Origin of the sequence: Spirosoma arboris, assembly GCF_009754945.1 — a bacterium.
Lineage (GTDB): Bacteria > Bacteroidota > Bacteroidia > Cytophagales > Spirosomataceae > Spirosoma > Spirosoma arboris.
In genome coordinates, this window is the sequence record NZ_WPIN01000016.1 from 95,031 (window position 1) to 112,560 (window position 17,530).

Below are 17,530 nucleotides of genomic sequence, written 5' to 3' on the forward strand. Positions count from 1 at the left end.
TATGAAACGCAGAGATTCCTTAAAAACGCTATCGCTCGCCAGCTTTGGTTTAGCTGTTAATCCTGTTGAAGCTGCTGTTCCTGCGCCACCTGATCCGAAACCACTGAAAATTCCGGGCGGGCGGCAAAAGCATGAAGCCGAGCGCGATGCTAAACTCATGGCCGAGAAGTTTTTTACGCCCCATGAACTGCAAACTGTTACCGTGTTGTCGGACATTATCATTCCTGCCGATGAACGGTCGGGGAGTGCTTCGCAGGCGGGTGTACCGGCATTCATCGAGTTTATGATGAAAGATCAGCCAAGAAATCAAACGCCTATGCGCGGTGGCATTAAATGGCTCGACAACACCTGTGTGAAACGGTATGGTAAGCCGTTTGTGCTCTGCACCAAAGCGCAACAGATCGATATGGTGGAGCAAATTGCTTACCCCAGCAAAGCCACTCCTGACATGACACAGGGTGCTTCGTTTTTCTCGATGATGCGAAACATGACCGCGTCGGGTTTTTATACCAGCCAGATTGGTATCAAAGATCTAGGGTATGTCGGAAACGTGCCGAACCAATGGAACGGGGTGCCTGACGATGTTCTGAAACAATACGGACTCGCCTACGAACAACGCGAGATAGATGCCTGGAAGGAGTAATAAGTGAAGTCAAACGCAAAATGGCCTCTCCTATCGGGAGAGGCCATTTTGCGTTTTTCAAGCAATTAAGAGCGTAGGAAACTTGCTACGGATAAATCTTCATCAAGGGCTTCCCAATGAATACCCTGTCCTCGACCAATGAAGCGCCAATTATTGAGGTCTTCTTGTGAAGCATCCCGCAAGCGTGGATACCAGTCAATTGGTACGCCAACCTCTCGACCATCGGCTAGTCGAACATATAGTTTGCTGTCGTCGAACCACACAGCGGTGGCAAAAACAGTTTCGACTTTACTAGTTAAAGTAGTCATGCCAGGCTTGTAAGAATGTTGCTTGATATTCCACAACTAATTTACGGATTTGATTTATCTCTTTTGCTGAAAATCCATAAGAAGATTCTAACTCAACTGGATCCAGCCAGAATTTAGCAACATTATCAGCTTGTTCTACATGTATATGAGCTGGTTCAGTGCCTTCCTTGCTATAAAAGAAGAAACGGATTCCACCTATTCGGAGTATAGTGGGCATTTCAGTTTTAGTCGCAAAATAACTACTTTTTTGTGTCTAATTAATTTATTTGGTTTATAAATGCCGATGTCTTACCTCATTTTGAATTTGCTTAGTAGCCCAACTTCAGCTTCATACCCTCATGCGTGGCTACGAAACCCAGTGTTTCATAGAATTGGATAGCCTTGGGTCGTTTTTTATCCGTTGTCAACTGCACCATATTGCAGCCTTTTTCCCTGGCGCGGTCGATTGCATAAGTGAATAATTTTGTCCCGATTCCTTGACCACGGTAAGCAGAATGCACCCGTACGGCTTCAATTTGAGCTCGCAAACTTCCCTGGTGAGTCAGATATTGAATAAATGTCAAATGAAACGTTCCCACGATTTCGCCATTTATTTCACCGACCGTTAATTCCTGATTAGCATCATTTGAAATGCGAGTAAACGCCCTTGTATAGTTCTCTGACAGAGGTAGTTCTATGTTTTCTCGTAAGGCACCCAGCGCATCGTCGGCGAGTAGTTTAATGATGGTGACTAAATCGTTCTCAGTGGCTAGTCTAAACGTTAATTTGTGGTTCATAAAATTGCCAGGTGACAAAAACTTTAATAAGGAAATTATAAATTTAAATTCCTTTATAGGTTACAAAATAAAAATTCGATAAACAGGTAACTGATGACCAACTGGTTAAGCAAAATACGCTAACTTTTTACGGCATCTTACCGCTCATTCCGCCTTTTTTCTAGTACCTTTACATCCCGTAACGACCTAAACAGGTTTCAATCATGGCGGCTACGGGACCAAAATCCGCGAAATACATCTTTGTTACTGGCGGAGTAACTTCATCATTAGGCAAGGGCATTATTGCTTCTTCGCTGGCTAAATTGCTTCAATCCAGGGGGCTTACGGTAACGATCCAGAAGTTCGATCCGTATATCAATATTGACCCCGGTACTCTTAATCCTTACGAACACGGCGAATGCTACGTCACCGACGATGGAGCAGAAACTGACCTCGACCTTGGACACTACGAGCGGTTCCTGAATCGACCAACTTCGCAGGCTAACAACATTACCACAGGGCGAATCTACAACAACGTTATCACCCGCGAACGCCGGGGCGATTTCCTTGGTAAAACGGTGCAGGTTGTGCCCCATATCACCGACGAAATCAAACGAAATATCCGACTTCTGGGTGAAACGGGCGAATATGACATCGTCATTACTGAAATAGGCGGCTGTGTGGGCGACATCGAATCGCTGCCATTTGTGGAAGCCGTTCGGCAGTTGAAGTTTGAACTGGGTGAAAAAGACACCCTCGTCATTCACCTCACGCTGGTACCTTATCTGCAATCGGCAGGGGAGTTGAAAACCAAACCTACACAGCACTCCGTTCGGATGCTGCTTGAAAATGGCGTTCAACCCGATATTATCGCCTGTCGTACTGAACACCCACTTCCGCAGGATATTCGCCGGAAAATCGCGCAGTTCTGCAACGTTCAGGTGAGTTCAGTGATCGAAGCCATTGATGCCGAAACGATCTATGATGTTCCTTTGCTCATGCAAAAGGAACGACTTGATCAACGGGCGTTATACATGCTGGACTTGTACAACGACAAAGATGCTGATCTGGATGTCTGGAAGGCATTTTTGGGGCGACTCAAAAATCCGGGTGATACCATTCGTATTGGCTTAGTAGGCAAATATGTTGAATTACATGATGCCTATAAATCAATTGCTGAGGCATTCATTCATGCAGGCGCTACGAACGAATGTAAAGTCCAGTTGGAGTGGATTCAGTCCGAAACACTGGTGGATGAACACCATTGTGCTGAAGTGTTGAGCCAACTGGATGGTGTATTGGTCGCTCCTGGTTTTGGTGAACGTGGTATTGATGGGAAAATCAATGCAGTACGGTTTGTTCGCGAAAAGGGTATTCCGTTTCTGGGAATATGCTTAGGTATGCAGATGGCTGTGATCGAATATGCCCGGAACGTGATGGGTATTGAAGACGCCCACTCGACCGAGATGGAACCACATACGGCTAATCCAGTTATCAGTATGATGGAGGAACAAAAAAGTGTGACTGATAAAGGGGGTACAATGCGACTGGGTGCTTATGTCTGCAAACTCAAACGCGATTCGCTGGCACACCAGATTTATGGCAAGACACAGATTAGCGAACGGCATCGGCACCGGTATGAGTTTAATAATGACTATTTAGTCGCTTTTGAACAGGCGGGCCTTCGCCCAACGGGGATTAACCCCGAAACTGGTTTAGTTGAAGTTGTTGAATTAGCGAAAGAAATTCACCCCTGGTATGTAGGGGTTCAGTTTCACCCTGAGCTAAAAAGCACAGTATTAAATCCGCATCCGCTGTTCGTCAAATTTGTGAAGGCTGCACTTACCTATAGTCAGCAAAAAAGAGCCGAGCCTGTATCTACAACAACCGCCCATGTAGAAACTGTCGATGCGGTTGATTAAGCAGCCGGATTGACGTAATTTTGCATTTAAGTAGTAAGTGATAAGTTCTGAAGTTGTAAGTGTAAGAAGCACTTGCAAAAACTTATCACTTGCTACTTACTGACTTATAACTATAGAATGGATCGTAATCAACTAATTGGCATTGTCCTGATTCTGGCGATGCTGGTCGGCTACCAGCTACTGGTACCAAAACCCGCGCCTGAGAAGAAACCGGCTCAAACAACAATAACCACTAAACCGAATTCCGTATCCGGCGCCGAGGCTGCTATTAATAAGGCTGAGCAACCGCTCGATTCTGCTGCCGCTAAGGCGCAGTTTGGTGATTTTGCTTCAGCCGCTACCGGTGAAGGCCGGGATATTGTTGTTGAGAATAAAGATATCAAAGTTACATTCAGTACGTTAGGTGGCCAGGTGAAGGAGGTAGTTCTGAAAAACTACAAAACCTATGATCAGAAGCCTCTGGTGCTAATCGACGAGCAAAGTAGCAAAACACTATTGGAGCTATCCACTAATCAGGGTAAAATCGATTTACACAAACTGTATTACCAGACAACGGCTCAAAACAGTACGGTAAGCGGTCAACCACAGCAACTGGTTTTTCGGGCAGAGGTAGCACCTGGTCAGTCAGTCGAGCAGATTTATACAATCCCTGCCGGAGGATATGTTCTGGACTATGACCTGAAACTGAATGGCCTGAGCAATACGGTTACTAACGATAACATCCGATTCTTCTGGGAAGATAAGATGCGGCAGTACGAAAATGACCTGAGCAATAACCGTCGCGCTGCTACTATCAACTACCTCACTGCCGACGAGAATTTTCAGAACCTGACCGAAGGCGAAAGCAACCAGGAAACAACGGTTGAAGAGCCGGTCCAGTGGTTTACTGTGAAGCACAAGTATTTCCTATCAGGTTTTGTTGCCAAGAATGCGCCATTAACCAAGGCGAATTTTAAAACACTGGTAGATCCTGGTGATAGCAGTGTCGTCAAAACGGCAATCGCTGATGTGAGCCTGTCGATGGCAGATGTAAAAGCGGGCAAGGGCCAGTACAAACTCTTTTACGGTCCGAATGATTTTCAATTGCTGGGCAGTGTAGCCCCGGAATTTGATCGCAATGTGTACTTAGGCTATTCAGTACTGAAGCCAATCAATAAGTATTTCTTTGTGCCGGTCTTCAACTACTTCGAGAAGTTTATCTCGAATTACGGACTACTGATTATTGCGCTTGTGGTGTTTGTAAAGCTAATTCTAACACCGTTAACCTACAAGTCGTACGTCAGTATGGCTAAAATGCGGGTTTTACAGCCAGAGTTGAATGAGATGAAGGAGCGTGTTGGAGACGATATGGCCAAGCAGCAGTCAGAGCAGATGAAACTCTATCAGGAAGTGGGCGTTAGCCCGCTGAGTGGTTGTGTTCCCGTGCTGGCTACCATGCCGATCCTGTTTGCGCTGTTCATGCTTTTCCCGAACCTGATTGAACTGCGGCAGAAATCGTTCTTATGGGCGAGTGACCTCTCGACCTACGATGCGTTCATTAAGTTTCCTGCTATTCCATTTGTAGGGAGTCACTTGAGTTTGTTCACCGTGCTGATGACTGCATCGTCGATCGCGTACGCTTATTACAACAACCAGACGACGCCAACGCAACCGGGGCCAGTGAATATGAAAGCACTCAGCTACGTATTCCCGTTGATGTTTATGTTCGTACTGAATTCCTATCCAGCTGGTCTGACGTTCTATTACTTTGTGTCGAACATCGTCACGATCACCCAGCAACAGCTCATTCGTCGGTTTGTTGACGAGGATAAAATAAAAGCAGTATTGGACGAAAATCGCCGGAAAAATGCAGCTGGTCAGGGCAAGAAACCCGGTGGATTTCAGGCGCTGTTACAACGGCAACTGGCAGCTGCCGATGAAGCCCGTAAACAGGCTGAAGAAGCGCAGAAGAAAGCCAAGTCTAAAAAATAGTTAAGAATGAATAGTGAAAAGTGATAAATACAAAAATGCCATGTAGCTGTATTCATCACTTTTTATTCTTAACTCTTCACTATTCAAAAGCAACGCGAAGGCGTTGCTTTTTGCCTTAACCCAAAAAACATGAATGTTAAATCGAGTTGGTATACACTGTGGGTTGTTTGCCTGCTCTGGTTGCTGAACCGACAGAAGGCTACAGCTCAGATCGCACCTGAGGCTCAGAGACGCTATAACGCAGCGGTAAAGCTGGTTCAGACTGGCGATTACGAGCGGGCTAAAACCGACCTGAATGGGCTGATTCAACAGCGTGGTCCACTAGCTCCCTATGCCAGCTATTATTACGCCATCGCTGCGTTCCGGCAGAAAAATTTTGCACAATCCCGACTGATGCTTAAACAGTTGCTGGAATATTTTCCAGACTGGAGTAAGCTAAATGATGCCAATTATCTGCTCGCTGCCGTTTCTATGGAACTAGGACAGTATGAAGAAGCCCTAACGGTGATTCAACAAATCAGTGATCCTGCTTTTCGTCCAGACATTACAAAACTTGAACAGAATTTTCTGCCTCGTATCACTGATCTGAATCGCCTGAAACAACTCAATAAGGACTTTCCGAATGATCGAGTTATTGGATTGACATTAATCGACCTGATTCAGCGAACAGCCAGCGATAAAGATGATCTGGAACTATCGGACCGACTAACGAATCGATTTGGTGTGCCGGGCGTGGCAGCTACTCAGCCGAGCACAACAGCCGCTGCAGGAACGGCCAATCAGTCAACAGCGCCAATTATGGCTCCAACTCGTAGTTCTCGTGCGAAAGGATATTATAACATTGCCGTAATGTTTCCTTTCCGGCTCGATGAGTTCAACGCCGATAAACGGCGGACTAATCAATACGTATATGATCTGTACGACGGCATTAAAATGGCCAAGACCAGGCTACAGGAAGAAGGGATTACGGTCAATGTATTTGCGTACGATTTGGAAAATGATGCGAATAAAACACTGGAACTAGTTAATAGTCCGGCTTTTGCCCAAACCGATCTGATTATCGGCCCACTTTATATAGAGCCCAACCGGATTGCTTCAGCGTATGCCAACCAAAATAATATCGTGCTTCTGAATCCAATTGCGACGAGTAGCGAATTAGTGGCGAATCAACCCTTGTCATTTATGGCACAGCCGTCGATGAATCAACAGGCGAAGAAAGTGGCCGATTATATTCGTAGTCTGAACGGGAGCCGTCGGGCGGCCATTTATTTTGGTACATCCCGAAAAGATTCACTGTTGGCTATGACCTATCAAAATGAGCTGAAACAGCAGAACTATACAATTGTTGATTTTCGAAAAGTAAGTGGTACGGCACAATCTATGGCTGATGCTATGAAACTTACTGAAAAGCCGACGGCAACGCGACCAGTCAATGCGACGGCAACAATCAATTTAGGGCATGTGTTCTTTGCTAGTAGCAACGAAGATGATGGTGCACAAATGCTTGACGCTCTGAGTCGCCGGAAGGTGAGTGCACCTGTGGTGACGACGGCTTCAGCTTTTGATTTCTACCGGAATGCAGGCTCAACCTTCAATCGCCGGGATTTATATTTACTGTACCCCGATTTCATTGATACATCGCGCGAGCCGGTCGTCGCCTTTCAGGAACAGTATGTTGCCAAGCGTAACACAATTCCATCTGTGTTTGCCAGCGAAGGGTATGATATGATGCTTTTTTTCGGGCGTCAACTGGCGAAAAATGGCCTACAGACCCGTACCCGAAGTAACCTGCACTCCGACACCGACGATTATTTACTGTCGGGCTTCGACTATACACAAACAAACGAAAACCAAATCGTACCGATCGTAAAATACGAAGATGGCCGATTGGTTAAAGTAAATTAGTGGAGTGAGTTGGTTATACTTACTCCACTCACTCCACTAAAAATGACAACGAGCGAACAGTTATTCGAAAAGGCTAAAACGCTGATTCCTGGAGGGGTAAACTCACCCGTTCGGGCGTTTCGGTCGGTAGGCGGTACGCCACTTTTTATGAAATCGGCCAAAGGTCCTTACCTCTATGACGAGGACGGCCGACAATATATCGAACTGATTAATTCATGGGGTCCCATGATTTTAGGCCATGCTTTTGAGCCTGTTGAGAAGGCGGTTCGGGATGCGATTCAGCACTCATTTTCATTTGGGGCGCCAACCCGTAAAGAGGTCGAAATGGCCGAATTGATTACAACAATGGTGCCTTCTGTTGAGAAGGTTCGGATGGTCAATTCTGGTACAGAGGCTACTATGGCCGCTATTCGGGTTGCACGGGGATTTACCAATCGCGACAAAATCATCAAATTTGAAGGTTGTTATCACGGCCATGGCGACTCGTTTTTAATAGCCGCCGGAAGTGGTGCTATGACAATGGGTGTCCCGGATAGTCCAGGTGTCACGAAAGCCACCGCAGCCGATACGCTAACCGCTCCCTTCAATGATCTGGCGGCCGTAGAAGCGTTGCTGGATAATAACCATAATCAGGTCGCTGCTGTCATTCTGGAGCCTGTGGTGGGAAATATGGGCTGCGTATTGCCCGAACCCGGTTTCCTGGAAGGTATTCGCTCGCTATGTAATAAGCACGGTGTCGTCCTGATTTTCGACGAAGTCATGACAGGTTTCCGTCTAGCGAAAGGCGGAGCACAGGAGCGGTTTGGTATAGTGCCCGATCTGACTACGATGGGGAAAATTATTGGTGGAGGTATGCCCGTTGGTGCCTACGGTGGGCGTGCCGATATCATGAACATGGTGTCGCCCGCTGGACCAGTTTACCAGGCAGGTACATTATCCGGTAATCCAATTGCCATGTCGGCCGGGTTAGCCATGTTACACTACCTAAATGAACATCCGGAAGTCTATACACGCCTAGAGGAAATTGGGGAGAAGTTGACAACGGGTTTCCGGGCTGGTTTGGTGAAGGCTGGCCTGAATTACACCATCAATCATATTGGGTCGATGTTTACAATGTTCATGACCGAGCGGCCTGTATCGAACTTCATCGATGCTAAGACCTGTGACTTACCGTTATTTGGACGGTATTTCCATGCCATGCTCAAGCGGGGCGTATATTTGGCCCCATCGCAATTTGAGAGCCTGTTTATGTCTGTTGCCTTAACGGATGAGTTAGTAGATCAGGTGATTCTGGCAAATGAAGAAAGTTTAATCGAAGCAATGAATAAAGGTGAATGATAAATGATGAATGATTTTGTCGATAGGCAATCATTCATCATTCATCATTCATCATTCATCATTCATCATTCAAGAAATGTTCTTCTCCATCATCATACCCGTTTTCAATCGCCCCGACGAACTACGCGAATTGCTGAGTAGTCTGACAAAACAGACGTATACTAATTTTGAGGTAATCGTCGTAGAGGATGGCTCTAAACTAAAAGCGGATGGAGTCGTAGCAGAGTTCTCCAACCTACTCGCTATACGGTATTTTTTTAAAGAAAATTCTGGGCAGGGTTTTACACGGAACTACGGCTTTGAGCAGGCTAAAGGCGATTATTTCGTCATTTTTGATTCGGATGCGCTGATTCCATCTCATTATTTTGCAGTTGTTAATGAACGACTCAATCAATCCTGGTTAGACGCTTATGGCGGCCCAGATGCGGCCCACCCCGATTTTACGCCCATTCAGAAAGCCATTAGCTATTCTATGACCTCCGTTTTTACAACGGGGGGAATTCGGGGAAGTAAGAAAAACCTGGGTGGTACCTACCATCCCCGCAGTTTTAACATGGGTTTGTCACGTAAGGTCTGGGAGACGATTGGAGGATATAAATTGAGCCGAATGGGGGAGGATATCGAATTTGCTATTCGAATTATTGAAAATGGATTTACAACGGGGCTAATTCCCGACGCCTTTATCTACCACAAACGCCGGACGAATTTTGGTCAGTTTTTTCGACAGCTCCGATTCTTTGGCCGTGCCCGTATTAACATCTCCCGGTATTACCCCAGCGAACTAAAACTCGTTCATACATTTCCGGCAGCATTCACTCTGTTTCTGGTGTCAATACCGATCTGGGCGTTGATTAGTCCAGTACTATTCAGTTTAGCAATAGGTACAGTCCTCCTCTTAGCGATTCTCATTTTGATTGATGCTACCCGAAAAGAAAAAAGTATTAAAGTTGGTCTACTGAGTGTCGAAGCGGCTTTTGTCCAGTTGACCGGTTATGGTGTAGGCTTTATCAGTGAAAGCTGGAAGCGCTTTTGGGAGCCGAAACAGTTTCGGGAAACCGGTGCCAGTATTGAGTATCCGTCCTGAGAAAGTGGGTTAGATAATTCATTTTACCATATATTGGGCCCACGCTGAGTCAATCGTAACGAAATTGGCTTATTGAACGTTATCTACTAAACTCTCCTGAATGACGAATACCTATGGCCAAGCTTGCTAAACCACCCGGTCAACGATTAGTGAAACGCATGAGCACCCGAACGAAGGGCCTGATTATAGCTCCTCTTGGTTTGTTGTTGTTTAGCGTGGGCTTGTGTGTATTTAGTGTAGCAGCAGAGGCACATCAGACAGGGGCTCCATTTCGGCAGTGGTTTCTGTGGGGAGCATATAGCCTGATCCTGGTCAACGGAGGGCTCTTGTTATTTGGGCAGGCTGTTCGCTATCGGGCTCAATTAGATTACCGTCGGTTTGTACGTCGGGAACTCAAAAAGCGGGATCGTGAATTGACCCGCATTCTCCAAAAACGCAAAACCTCGCCAGCTAGGGGCGAGGTTAAATGACTGACGCTAGGCGTTTGTTAATCGCTTAAGCGGCTTTCTTATCTGCGAACGATGCCTTGATGGCTTCTACATCTACATTCTTGATCGTTGGCTTACGCAGCAATTGCTTAATGGCATTGGTTTTATTGTTGGCAATAGCGCGGTTCCGGCGAGCCTTACGCTTTAATTCAGTAACTCCCATGATTGTATCTTTTTAACGTATCAGTTCAAAATCAAGGTGCAAAAATACGGTTTTTTCTGACAGGATTAACAGGATTAGCAGGATTTTTATACTACCAGCTTACGATTACTTGTTAAGATTAGATAAAACCTATCAATCATGCACTCCTGTTACTTAATTTTGCGCCATGCAAAAACCCACATTACCAAAAGGCACTCGTGACTTTGGCCCGGAGCAGATGCGCAAACGGCTTTTTATATTCAATACAATTCGTCAAACATTTCAACGTTTTGGCTTCCAGCCGCTTGAGACACCATCGATGGAAAACCTGTCGACGCTAACGGGCAAGTACGGTGACGAGGGAGATCAACTGTTATTCAAACTACTCAACTCAGGTGATTTTGCTGCTGGTCTGACCGATACTGATCTCCAAAGTGGCTCAAAGAAACTTACTCCGAAAATTGCCGAAAAAGGCCTCCGCTACGACCTGACGGTTCCTTTTGCCCGTTACGTTGTCATGAATCGGAACGCGCTGACTATGCCGTTTAAACGCTATCAGATGCAACCCGTCTGGCGTGCCGACCGGCCGCAAAAAGGCCGCTATCGGGAGTTTTATCAGTGTGATGCCGATGTGGTTGGAACAGATTCCCTGCTTTGTGAGGCCGAGATTGTTTTGATGATTCATGAAGTGTTTCGAAATCTGGGTGTTCTGGATTTCACACTGAAAATCAATAATAGGAAGATTCTTGCGGGTATTGCTGAAGTAATTGGTGCGCCAGGACAGGAAGGGCTATTGTCGGTTGCTATTGATAAACTGGATAAGATCGGCAAAGAGAAAGTATTGGATGAGCTTGGTGAACGCGGGTTTTCTGAAACTGCCGTTGCCAGCCTGGACCCAATCTTCACGTTCAGTAATCAGAATCCAGATCAGGTATTAGAACAACTTCAAACCTGGCTTACAGCTTCTGAAACAGCGCAGCAAGGTATTGCTGAGCTTAAAGAAACACTTCAATTAGTGAGCCAATATGGCTTAGTAGACAGTCGGGTTGAGGTAGATCCAACACTAGCCCGAGGCCTTTCTTATTATACGGGAGCCATTTTCGAAGTAAAAGCGAACGGGGTAAGTATTGGCAGCGTCAGCGGGGGAGGCCGTTATGATAACCTGACTGGTGCATTCGGTATGCCGGGCTTGTCGGGCGTGGGTATTTCGTTTGGTGTAGACCGGATTTATGATGTTATGGAGGAGTTGAACCTGTTTCCGGCCAGTGCGGGTCAGGGAACACAGGTGCTCATCGTACCATTTGATTCGGAGGCACGCACGGTAGCGCTACCTTTATTGAGCAAACTTCGGGATGCCAATGTCGCGTCAGAAGTGTATCCTGACCTGACGAAAGTGAAGAAGATGCTTGATTATGCCAATGCTAAAGCAATCCCGTATGTGGTGCTGATTGGCTCGGAAGAAGTGCAAACAGGGATGCTGTCGTTAAGGAATATGATTACCGGCGAACAGAAAAGGGCGACCGTGGAAGAGATTCTGCAGTTAATACAGTAATTTTTTGTCATTCCGACGCAGGAGGAATCTCAAGCTTGACTAATACTAGAGCTTGAGATTCCTCCTGCGTCGGAATGACAAAAACAACGTTAAAAGTATCTATTCGACCTCAATTTTATTCGTGGCTGCATTTAGAGCAGATTGTAAATCCATTTGCGTCAAGGCCGCTACCTCGCCGATTACAATAATTGCCGGATTACTGATGCCAGATTCGGCAACTTTCTCGTTAATGGTTCCCACATTCCCAATCACAAGTTGCTGGTCGATCAGGGTACCATTCTGAATAATCGCAACGGGTGTATCGGTTTTACCGCATTCTGCGAAAACAGCCATAATTTCAGGTAACTTGTGCATACCCATCAGTATCACGACTGTTGCTGTGGACTGCGCGGCTAGTTGTAAATCAGCCGAGAGTTGTCCAGCTTTAGTCGTTCCCGTAACCACCCAGAAACTTTCAGAAATGCCCCGCGTAGTTAGCGGAATCCCAGCCGATGCGGGTACAGCATAACTGCTGGACAAGCCTGGTACGACATGTGCTTCAATACCGTGCTGACGAGCATAGTCAACTTCTTCATAACCCCGCCCGAATATGAACGAATCGCCACCCTTCAGTCGCACAACATGCCCATATTGTCGCGCATAATGCACAATCAGGGGATTGATGTCCTCCTGGACACACGAATAGGCTCCCCGGCGTTTGCCAACATATACCTTTAGGGTATCAGGACGGCAATAATCGAGCAAATCAGGGTGAACAAGCGCATCATACATGACCACATCAGCCTGTTGTAATGCCTTAATTCCCTTTACAGTTATCAGATCCGGATCACCCGGACCCGCTCCTACGAGAGTAAGCTTCATTATGATGTATGATATAGGATGTATGATATAGTGAGAATACATCCTATATCATACATCATACATAAATTTAACTATCCTGCGCCTGGGTTAATGCCTGCAACTCAGGTAAGCCTTCCTGTTCGATCTGGATTTCGCGGTAGGCTTGAACAGCCTGTAAGAACGCTTCTCCCTGAGCGATAAACCGGCGGGCGAATTCTTCCGACGGTTCCTGTTTGTTGATGCTAAATACCAGCGCTTTAAATTCACCTTCTTCCTGATGGAAATCAGGAGTGCCAACAAAGGTTTTATCAAAATCGTTGACAATGCCGTGTTGCGTATTAGTTGGTATGTCACGGCTCATCAAGGCTGCTCTGGCACCCGTAATGAATACATTATAGGTATGGTAAAGCGCATCCGACCAGCGACTTTCCGAAAGTGCTTCCCGTGCCCAGCCTAGTTTTTCGCTGGCTTCGGTCAGGGTTGTTGCCACAAGGTCGATCAGTACACTGGCGCACTCGCCGATACCCACTTCCGTTACGTATTGTTCGGTATGATCCCAGTCAATGTAATCACTATCGACGAGTGTTTTGAGATCGGCCAGTGGTTTCAGTAACTGATAGAAATGATTTTTCCCCTGCCGTGCATAGTAGTCGCTGTAATATTCTCCGTCGAACGTATTCGCTTCGAAATCACGGAGTAAATACCGCAGTGAATCGGGGCCGCGTTTCGCTGGAATTTTGATGACTTTATCGGCAATCAGCCCTTCACCTTTTCCATTGAAACCACCACCCAGCAACACCTGCAAGGCGGGTAATACGTAAGCTCCGTTTTTGAGCGATGAACCATGATAGCCAATGTTGGCCACCGAGTGCTGACCACAGCCATTCATACAACCCGAAATCTTGATTTTGATATCGTCGTTGAAGACAAGATCCGGAAATTCGTCGTGCATCATTGTTTCCAGAGCCCGTGTGATACCGTAGCTGCTCGAAATAGCCAGATTACAGGTATCCGTGCCGGGGCAGGTCGTAATATCCGCCGTCGTATCGAAACCGGGGTCGGCTAACCCTAGTGCATGGAGAGCCTCATAAATAGCTGGTAAGTCTTCGGGCTTGATAAAGCGGAGCAAATAACCCTGATTGACCGTTACCCGAATATCATCGGCTGCGTATCGTTTTACGATCTGTGCTAATGCGCGAGCCGTATCGGAATGCATATCCCCCAATAAAACCCGGAGTTGTACCGCGTACCAACCGGCTTGCTTTTGCTCGAAAACGTTGGTTTTCAGCCAACGATCAAAGTGGTCGTTACCTGCAATAAGACTCGGAGCAGGAGCATCAGGACGCGGGACTGGTGGTTCGGCAAACAGCATATTGCCTGAATCCTCACTGACGTCATATGATTTTACCCGAAGCGCTGGCGTTTCCTCGGCGATTCGACGGAGCAGTTCGTCTAGCCCAATGTCGTTGAGCAGGTATTTCATGCGGGCTTTATGTCGCTTCTGACGTTCACCGTAGCGATCAAATACACGAATGACGCCTTCAATGAAGGGAATCACTTGGTCTTCTTCCAGAAATTCAAAGGCAGTTTGCGCGGAAAATGGTTGCGCCCCCAAACCACCGCCCAACATAACTTTAAAGCCCCGTTTACCATCCTGCGTACGAGCGACCAGACCTACATCATGCATATAGCCATAAGCAGAGTCTTTTTCACTCGATGAAAGCGAAATTTTGAACTTACGGCCCATATCCTGACAAATCGGATTGCGCAGGAAATAGTCAAAAATGGCGTGGGCATAGGGAGTAATATCAAAAGGCTCCAGTGGATCAACACCAGCTCGTGCTGAACCAGTTACATTCCGAACCGTGTTGCCACAAGCTTCTTTCAACGTGATACCCGCATCTTCCAGATCAGCCCACAACTGGGGAGAATCGGCCAGTTTGACAAAGTGCAACTGGATATCCTGCCGGGTCGTCGCGTGCAGGTTCCCTGTCGCGTACTTGTCCGACAGGTCGGCGATGCGAATAAGTTGATCGGCGGTGATACGTCCGTGGGGCAGTTTGATCCGAATCATCTGTACACCCGGTTGTCGTTGGCCGTACACACCCCGCGTAAGCCGGAATTTCCGGAACGCTTCATCGGCTATATCGCCTTGTTGAAACGACCCAATTTTCTGAGCGAGATCGAGGATATCGCGCTGGGCGGCTGTACTTACATTGTCAGTGAGCTGGATAGACATAGTGAGTATTGTCTATAGATTTAATAGCTTAATTTCTTAAAACGAAACGCCAGATTCTTCCGGCGTCTTATTTATATACAAATATAAAGCCATTCGATTCTCATTAAGTTCTTGTATTGCCCAACTTCTGGTTATGGTCGATAAGTAATGGTTATAGTATGAGTTCTTTAATCTGGTTGAGAAAAACGCATCAGTTCAATACAATCACAGGTAAGTGCATCGATGCGCTTACCTGTGATTGTAATAAGCTTAGGAGAGAAGCTCTTTCTTCTCCACACCTTCCGGTTGCCCTTTTAACACCGCTTTTGCCTGTTTCACTACGTTTTCGACGGTGAAACCAAAGTAGGCCATCACTTCTTCACCTGGTCCCGATAGGCCGAAGCGGTTCATGCTGATGGTAGTTCCTTCGTCTGTAACGTATTTGTGCCAGCCGATGGGGGAGCCCACTTCAACGGCCAATCGCTTGCGGATAGTGGGAGGCAAGACCTGATGCTGATAGGTTTTGTCCTGCTGCTCGAACAATTCCCAGGAGGGCATACTAACCACGCGAGCCCGAATCCCCTGCTTTTTTAGCTCCGTCTGCGCTTCCATCACCAATGATACTTCAGATCCTGTTGCAATCAGAATAAGCTGAGGAATGCCTTCGCACTCACTAAGAATGTACGCTCCTTTCTCGAGGCCCCGCGCTGAACCGTATTTTGTCTGGTCAAGTACGGGTAGTTTTTGCCGGGAAAGCAGCAATAGGACGGGAGTTTTGGGCTGTTTCATCGCTACACGCCATGCTTCGATCGTTTCATTGGCATCAGCAGGGCGGAGAACGATGATGTTGGGAATCGTTCGCAACGAGACATATTGCTCAACGGGCTGGTGCGTTGGTCCGTCTTCGCCCAAACCGATACTGTCGTGGGTAAAAACGAACGTGACCGAGGATTCGGCTAGGGCGGTTAGTCGGATGGCTCCCCGCATGTAATCCGAAAAATTTAAGAAGGTGCCGCCGTACGGATGAATTCCGCCATGTTGTGCCATGCCGTTAAGGGCAGCTCCCATGGCGTGTTCGCGTACGCCAAACCAGATATTTGAGTTTTCGTAATGACCCGGCTGGAAACTAACATCCCCTTTGGTTGGCATTTCGTTGGACGAAGCCAAATCTGCCGAGCCGCCAAAGAGGAACGGGACTCGCTTTTTCAAGGCTTCGAGGGCTTTCCCGGAGGCCTGCCGGGTAGCTAGCGGGCCATCGGCCGGAGTAAACAGAGGCATATCGGCTTCCCAATCGGTAGGGAGTTTGCCTGAAAAAGATCGACTGAAGTCGTCGGCTTTGTCAGCAAACTGTTTCTTATAGGTATCAAACCGCTTTTTCCAGTCGGCTTGTCGTTCGGCTCCCCGTTGTCCGGCTTCGAGCAGGTACTCCTTTACTTCGTCGGGTATGACAAACGATTTATCGGGGTCCCAACCGAAAAATTCTTTGGTTTTTCGCACATTTTCTTCCCCTAACGGGCTTCCGTGCACTTTGCTGGTTCCTTGCTGCGGACTGCCGTAACCAATAATGGTGCGCACGGCAATAATCGACGGGCGCTCCGTTTCGGCCTGAGCGAGCCGGATAGCTGCATCAATTGCATCCAGATTATTGCCATCCGTTACGTGTTGGGTGTGCCAGCCATATGCATCGAAACGAGCCATTCGATCTTCGGTAAACGCCAGATCCGTTGGTCCATCGAGGGAAATCAGGTTATCATCGTAGAGGTAAATGAGTTTTCCAAGCTTCAGGTGCCCTGCCAGAGAAGCCGCTTCTGACGCTATCCCTTCCATTAAATCGCCATCACTGACAATGGAATACGTATAGTGATCTACGACCGAATGACCCTTCTGATTATAGGTAGCCGCTAGAAAGGCTTCTGCCATCGCCATACCGACTCCATTCGCGAATCCCTGCCCTAATGGACCCGTAGTCACTTCGACACCAGGTGTCAGATTCGATTCAGGGTGACCGGGTGTTTTGGAATGAATCTGCCGAAAATGCTTCAGATCATTGAGCGAGAGGTCATAGCCATAGAGGTGTAAAAGGCTATAGAGTAGGGCAGAGCCATGGCCTGCCGATAATACGAATCGATCCCGGTCAGGCCAATGCGGGTCCTTCGGATTGAAACGCAAAAAACGCGACCAGAGCACATACGCCATGGGAGCGGCTCCCAGCGGTAAGCCAGGATGCCCGGAATTTGCTTTCTGGACAGCATCTACCGACAAGAGTCGAATGGTATTGATGCTAAGTTGGTCGAGGTCAACCGAATTGTTAGTCATAACAAACGCGAATCAGATGATAAAACAATAGCTCTAAATGGATGAACT

At 47.1% G+C, this 17,530-nt stretch carries 15 protein-coding genes; 8 read left to right on the plus strand and 7 right to left on the minus strand.

What is annotated here, in order from left to right; translation table 11 throughout:
• The first annotated feature begins 1 nt into the window (after nt 1).
• On the plus strand, nt 2-643 hold the full coding sequence (locus GO755_RS31080) for a gluconate 2-dehydrogenase subunit 3 family protein (RefSeq protein WP_157589332.1): 642 nt from the start codon (nt 2-4) through the stop codon (nt 641-643).
• Nucleotides 644-708: 65 nt separating this feature from the next.
• On the opposite strand, the gene GO755_RS31085 is transcribed toward GO755_RS31080, so the two are convergent.
• From GO755_RS31085 to GO755_RS31095, 3 genes are all read right to left on the minus strand, one after another.
• The gene (locus GO755_RS31085; protein ID WP_157589333.1) at nt 709-951 is read right to left on the minus strand and encodes a DUF2442 domain-containing protein; all 243 of its coding nucleotides are present in this window, start codon (nt 949-951) and stop codon (nt 709-711) included.
• On the minus strand, nt 935-1,168 hold the full coding sequence (locus GO755_RS31090) for a DUF4160 domain-containing protein (RefSeq protein WP_157589334.1): 234 nt from the start codon (nt 1,166-1,168) through the stop codon (nt 935-937). Before GO755_RS31090 ends, GO755_RS31085 begins: the two co-directional genes overlap by 17 nt.
• A gap of 91 nt (nt 1,169-1,259) precedes the next feature.
• Nucleotides 1,260-1,727: a GNAT family N-acetyltransferase gene (locus tag GO755_RS31095; RefSeq protein WP_157589335.1), complete on the minus strand. Its 468-nt coding sequence runs from the start codon at nt 1,725-1,727 to the stop codon at nt 1,260-1,262.
• A 203-nt stretch (nt 1,728-1,930) separates the two neighbouring features.
• On the opposite strand from GO755_RS31095, the gene GO755_RS31100 reads away from it, so the two are divergent.
• The 6 genes from GO755_RS31100 (at nt 1,931) to GO755_RS31125 (ending at nt 10,396) form a co-directional block, all read left to right on the plus strand.
• Entirely contained in the window at nt 1,931-3,628 is a 1,698-nt protein-coding gene (locus tag GO755_RS31100; protein WP_157589336.1) for a CTP synthase, read from the plus strand.
• A gap of 117 nt (nt 3,629-3,745) precedes the next feature.
• Nucleotides 3,746-5,599 (plus strand): membrane protein insertase YidC, encoded by a 1,854-nt coding sequence (gene yidC, locus GO755_RS31105; RefSeq protein ID WP_157589337.1) that lies wholly within the window; start codon nt 3,746-3,748, stop codon nt 5,597-5,599.
• 129 nt (nt 5,600-5,728) lie between these two features.
• The gene (locus GO755_RS31110) at nt 5,729-7,504 is read left to right on the plus strand and encodes an ABC transporter substrate-binding protein (RefSeq protein ID WP_157589338.1); all 1,776 of its coding nucleotides are present in this window, start codon (nt 5,729-5,731) and stop codon (nt 7,502-7,504) included.
• Between the two features lie 42 nt (nt 7,505-7,546).
• Complete coding sequence (gene hemL / locus GO755_RS31115; RefSeq protein ID WP_157589339.1) at nt 7,547-8,842, plus strand: glutamate-1-semialdehyde 2,1-aminomutase; 1,296 nt, start codon at nt 7,547-7,549, stop codon at nt 8,840-8,842.
• Nucleotides 8,843-8,918: 76 nt separating this feature from the next.
• Nucleotides 8,919-9,926, plus strand: coding sequence for a glycosyltransferase (locus GO755_RS31120; RefSeq protein ID WP_157589340.1), 1,008 nt, complete (start codon nt 8,919-8,921; stop codon nt 9,924-9,926).
• A 113-nt stretch (nt 9,927-10,039) separates the two neighbouring features.
• Nucleotides 10,040-10,396 carry a hypothetical protein gene (locus GO755_RS31125; protein ID WP_157589341.1) on the plus strand — a complete coding sequence of 119 codons (357 nt, stop codon included), beginning with the start codon at nt 10,040-10,042 and terminating at the stop codon, nt 10,394-10,396.
• A gap of 25 nt (nt 10,397-10,421) precedes the next feature.
• Here GO755_RS31125 and GO755_RS41065 read toward each other — a convergent pair whose 3' ends face one another.
• Nucleotides 10,422-10,577: a hypothetical protein gene (locus GO755_RS41065; protein WP_198174992.1), complete on the minus strand. Its 156-nt coding sequence runs from the start codon at nt 10,575-10,577 to the stop codon at nt 10,422-10,424.
• Between the two features lie 166 nt (nt 10,578-10,743).
• On the opposite strand from GO755_RS41065, the gene hisS reads away from it, so the two are divergent.
• Nucleotides 10,744-12,108 carry a histidine--tRNA ligase gene (gene hisS / locus GO755_RS31130; RefSeq protein WP_157589342.1) on the plus strand — a complete coding sequence of 455 codons (1,365 nt, stop codon included), beginning with the start codon at nt 10,744-10,746 and terminating at the stop codon, nt 12,106-12,108.
• Nucleotides 12,109-12,207: 99 nt separating this feature from the next.
• On the opposite strand, the gene cobA is transcribed toward hisS, so the two are convergent.
• From cobA to tkt, 3 genes are all read right to left on the minus strand, one after another.
• On the minus strand, nt 12,208-12,969 hold the full coding sequence (cobA, locus tag GO755_RS31135; RefSeq protein WP_157589343.1) for a uroporphyrinogen-III C-methyltransferase: 762 nt from the start codon (nt 12,967-12,969) through the stop codon (nt 12,208-12,210).
• Between the two features lie 67 nt (nt 12,970-13,036).
• On the minus strand, nt 13,037-15,187 hold the full coding sequence (locus tag GO755_RS31140; RefSeq protein ID WP_157589344.1) for a nitrite/sulfite reductase: 2,151 nt from the start codon (nt 15,185-15,187) through the stop codon (nt 13,037-13,039).
• A 249-nt stretch (nt 15,188-15,436) separates the two neighbouring features.
• Nucleotides 15,437-17,482: a transketolase gene (tkt, locus tag GO755_RS31145; RefSeq protein ID WP_157589345.1), complete on the minus strand. Its 2,046-nt coding sequence runs from the start codon at nt 17,480-17,482 to the stop codon at nt 15,437-15,439.
• Nucleotides 17,483-17,530 lie beyond the last annotated feature (48 nt).

Bases quoted from the DNA above. Each gene is read 5' to 3' on its own strand.
- GO755_RS31095 (WP_157589335.1), bottom strand. From the start codon at position 1,727: ATGAACCACAAATTAACGTTTAGACTAGCCACTGAGAACGATTTAGTC.
- GO755_RS31080 (WP_157589332.1), top strand. From the start codon at position 2: ATGAAACGCAGAGATTCCTTAAAAACGCTATCGCTCGCCAGCTTTGGT.
- GO755_RS31090 (WP_157589334.1), bottom strand. From the start codon at position 1,168: ATGCCCACTATACTCCGAATAGGTGGAATCCGTTTCTTCTTTTATAGC.
- hemL (WP_157589339.1), top strand. From the start codon at position 7,547: ATGACAACGAGCGAACAGTTATTCGAAAAGGCTAAAACGCTGATTCCT.
- cobA (WP_157589343.1), bottom strand. From the start codon at position 12,969: ATGAAGCTTACTCTCGTAGGAGCGGGTCCGGGTGATCCGGATCTGATA.
- tkt (WP_157589345.1), bottom strand. From the start codon at position 17,482: ATGACTAACAATTCGGTTGACCTCGACCAACTTAGCATCAATACCATT.
- yidC (WP_157589337.1), top strand. From the start codon at position 3,746: ATGGATCGTAATCAACTAATTGGCATTGTCCTGATTCTGGCGATGCTG.
- GO755_RS31125 (WP_157589341.1), top strand. From the start codon at position 10,040: ATGGCCAAGCTTGCTAAACCACCCGGTCAACGATTAGTGAAACGCATG.
- GO755_RS31120 (WP_157589340.1), top strand. From the start codon at position 8,919: ATGTTCTTCTCCATCATCATACCCGTTTTCAATCGCCCCGACGAACTA.
- GO755_RS31085 (WP_157589333.1), bottom strand. From the start codon at position 951: ATGACTACTTTAACTAGTAAAGTCGAAACTGTTTTTGCCACCGCTGTG.
- hisS (WP_157589342.1), top strand. From the start codon at position 10,744: ATGCAAAAACCCACATTACCAAAAGGCACTCGTGACTTTGGCCCGGAG.
- GO755_RS31110 (WP_157589338.1), top strand. From the start codon at position 5,729: ATGAATGTTAAATCGAGTTGGTATACACTGTGGGTTGTTTGCCTGCTC.
- GO755_RS41065 (WP_198174992.1), bottom strand. From the start codon at position 10,577: ATGGGAGTTACTGAATTAAAGCGTAAGGCTCGCCGGAACCGCGCTATT.
- GO755_RS31140 (WP_157589344.1), bottom strand. From the start codon at position 15,187: ATGTCTATCCAGCTCACTGACAATGTAAGTACAGCCGCCCAGCGCGAT.
- GO755_RS31100 (WP_157589336.1), top strand. From the start codon at position 1,931: ATGGCGGCTACGGGACCAAAATCCGCGAAATACATCTTTGTTACTGGC.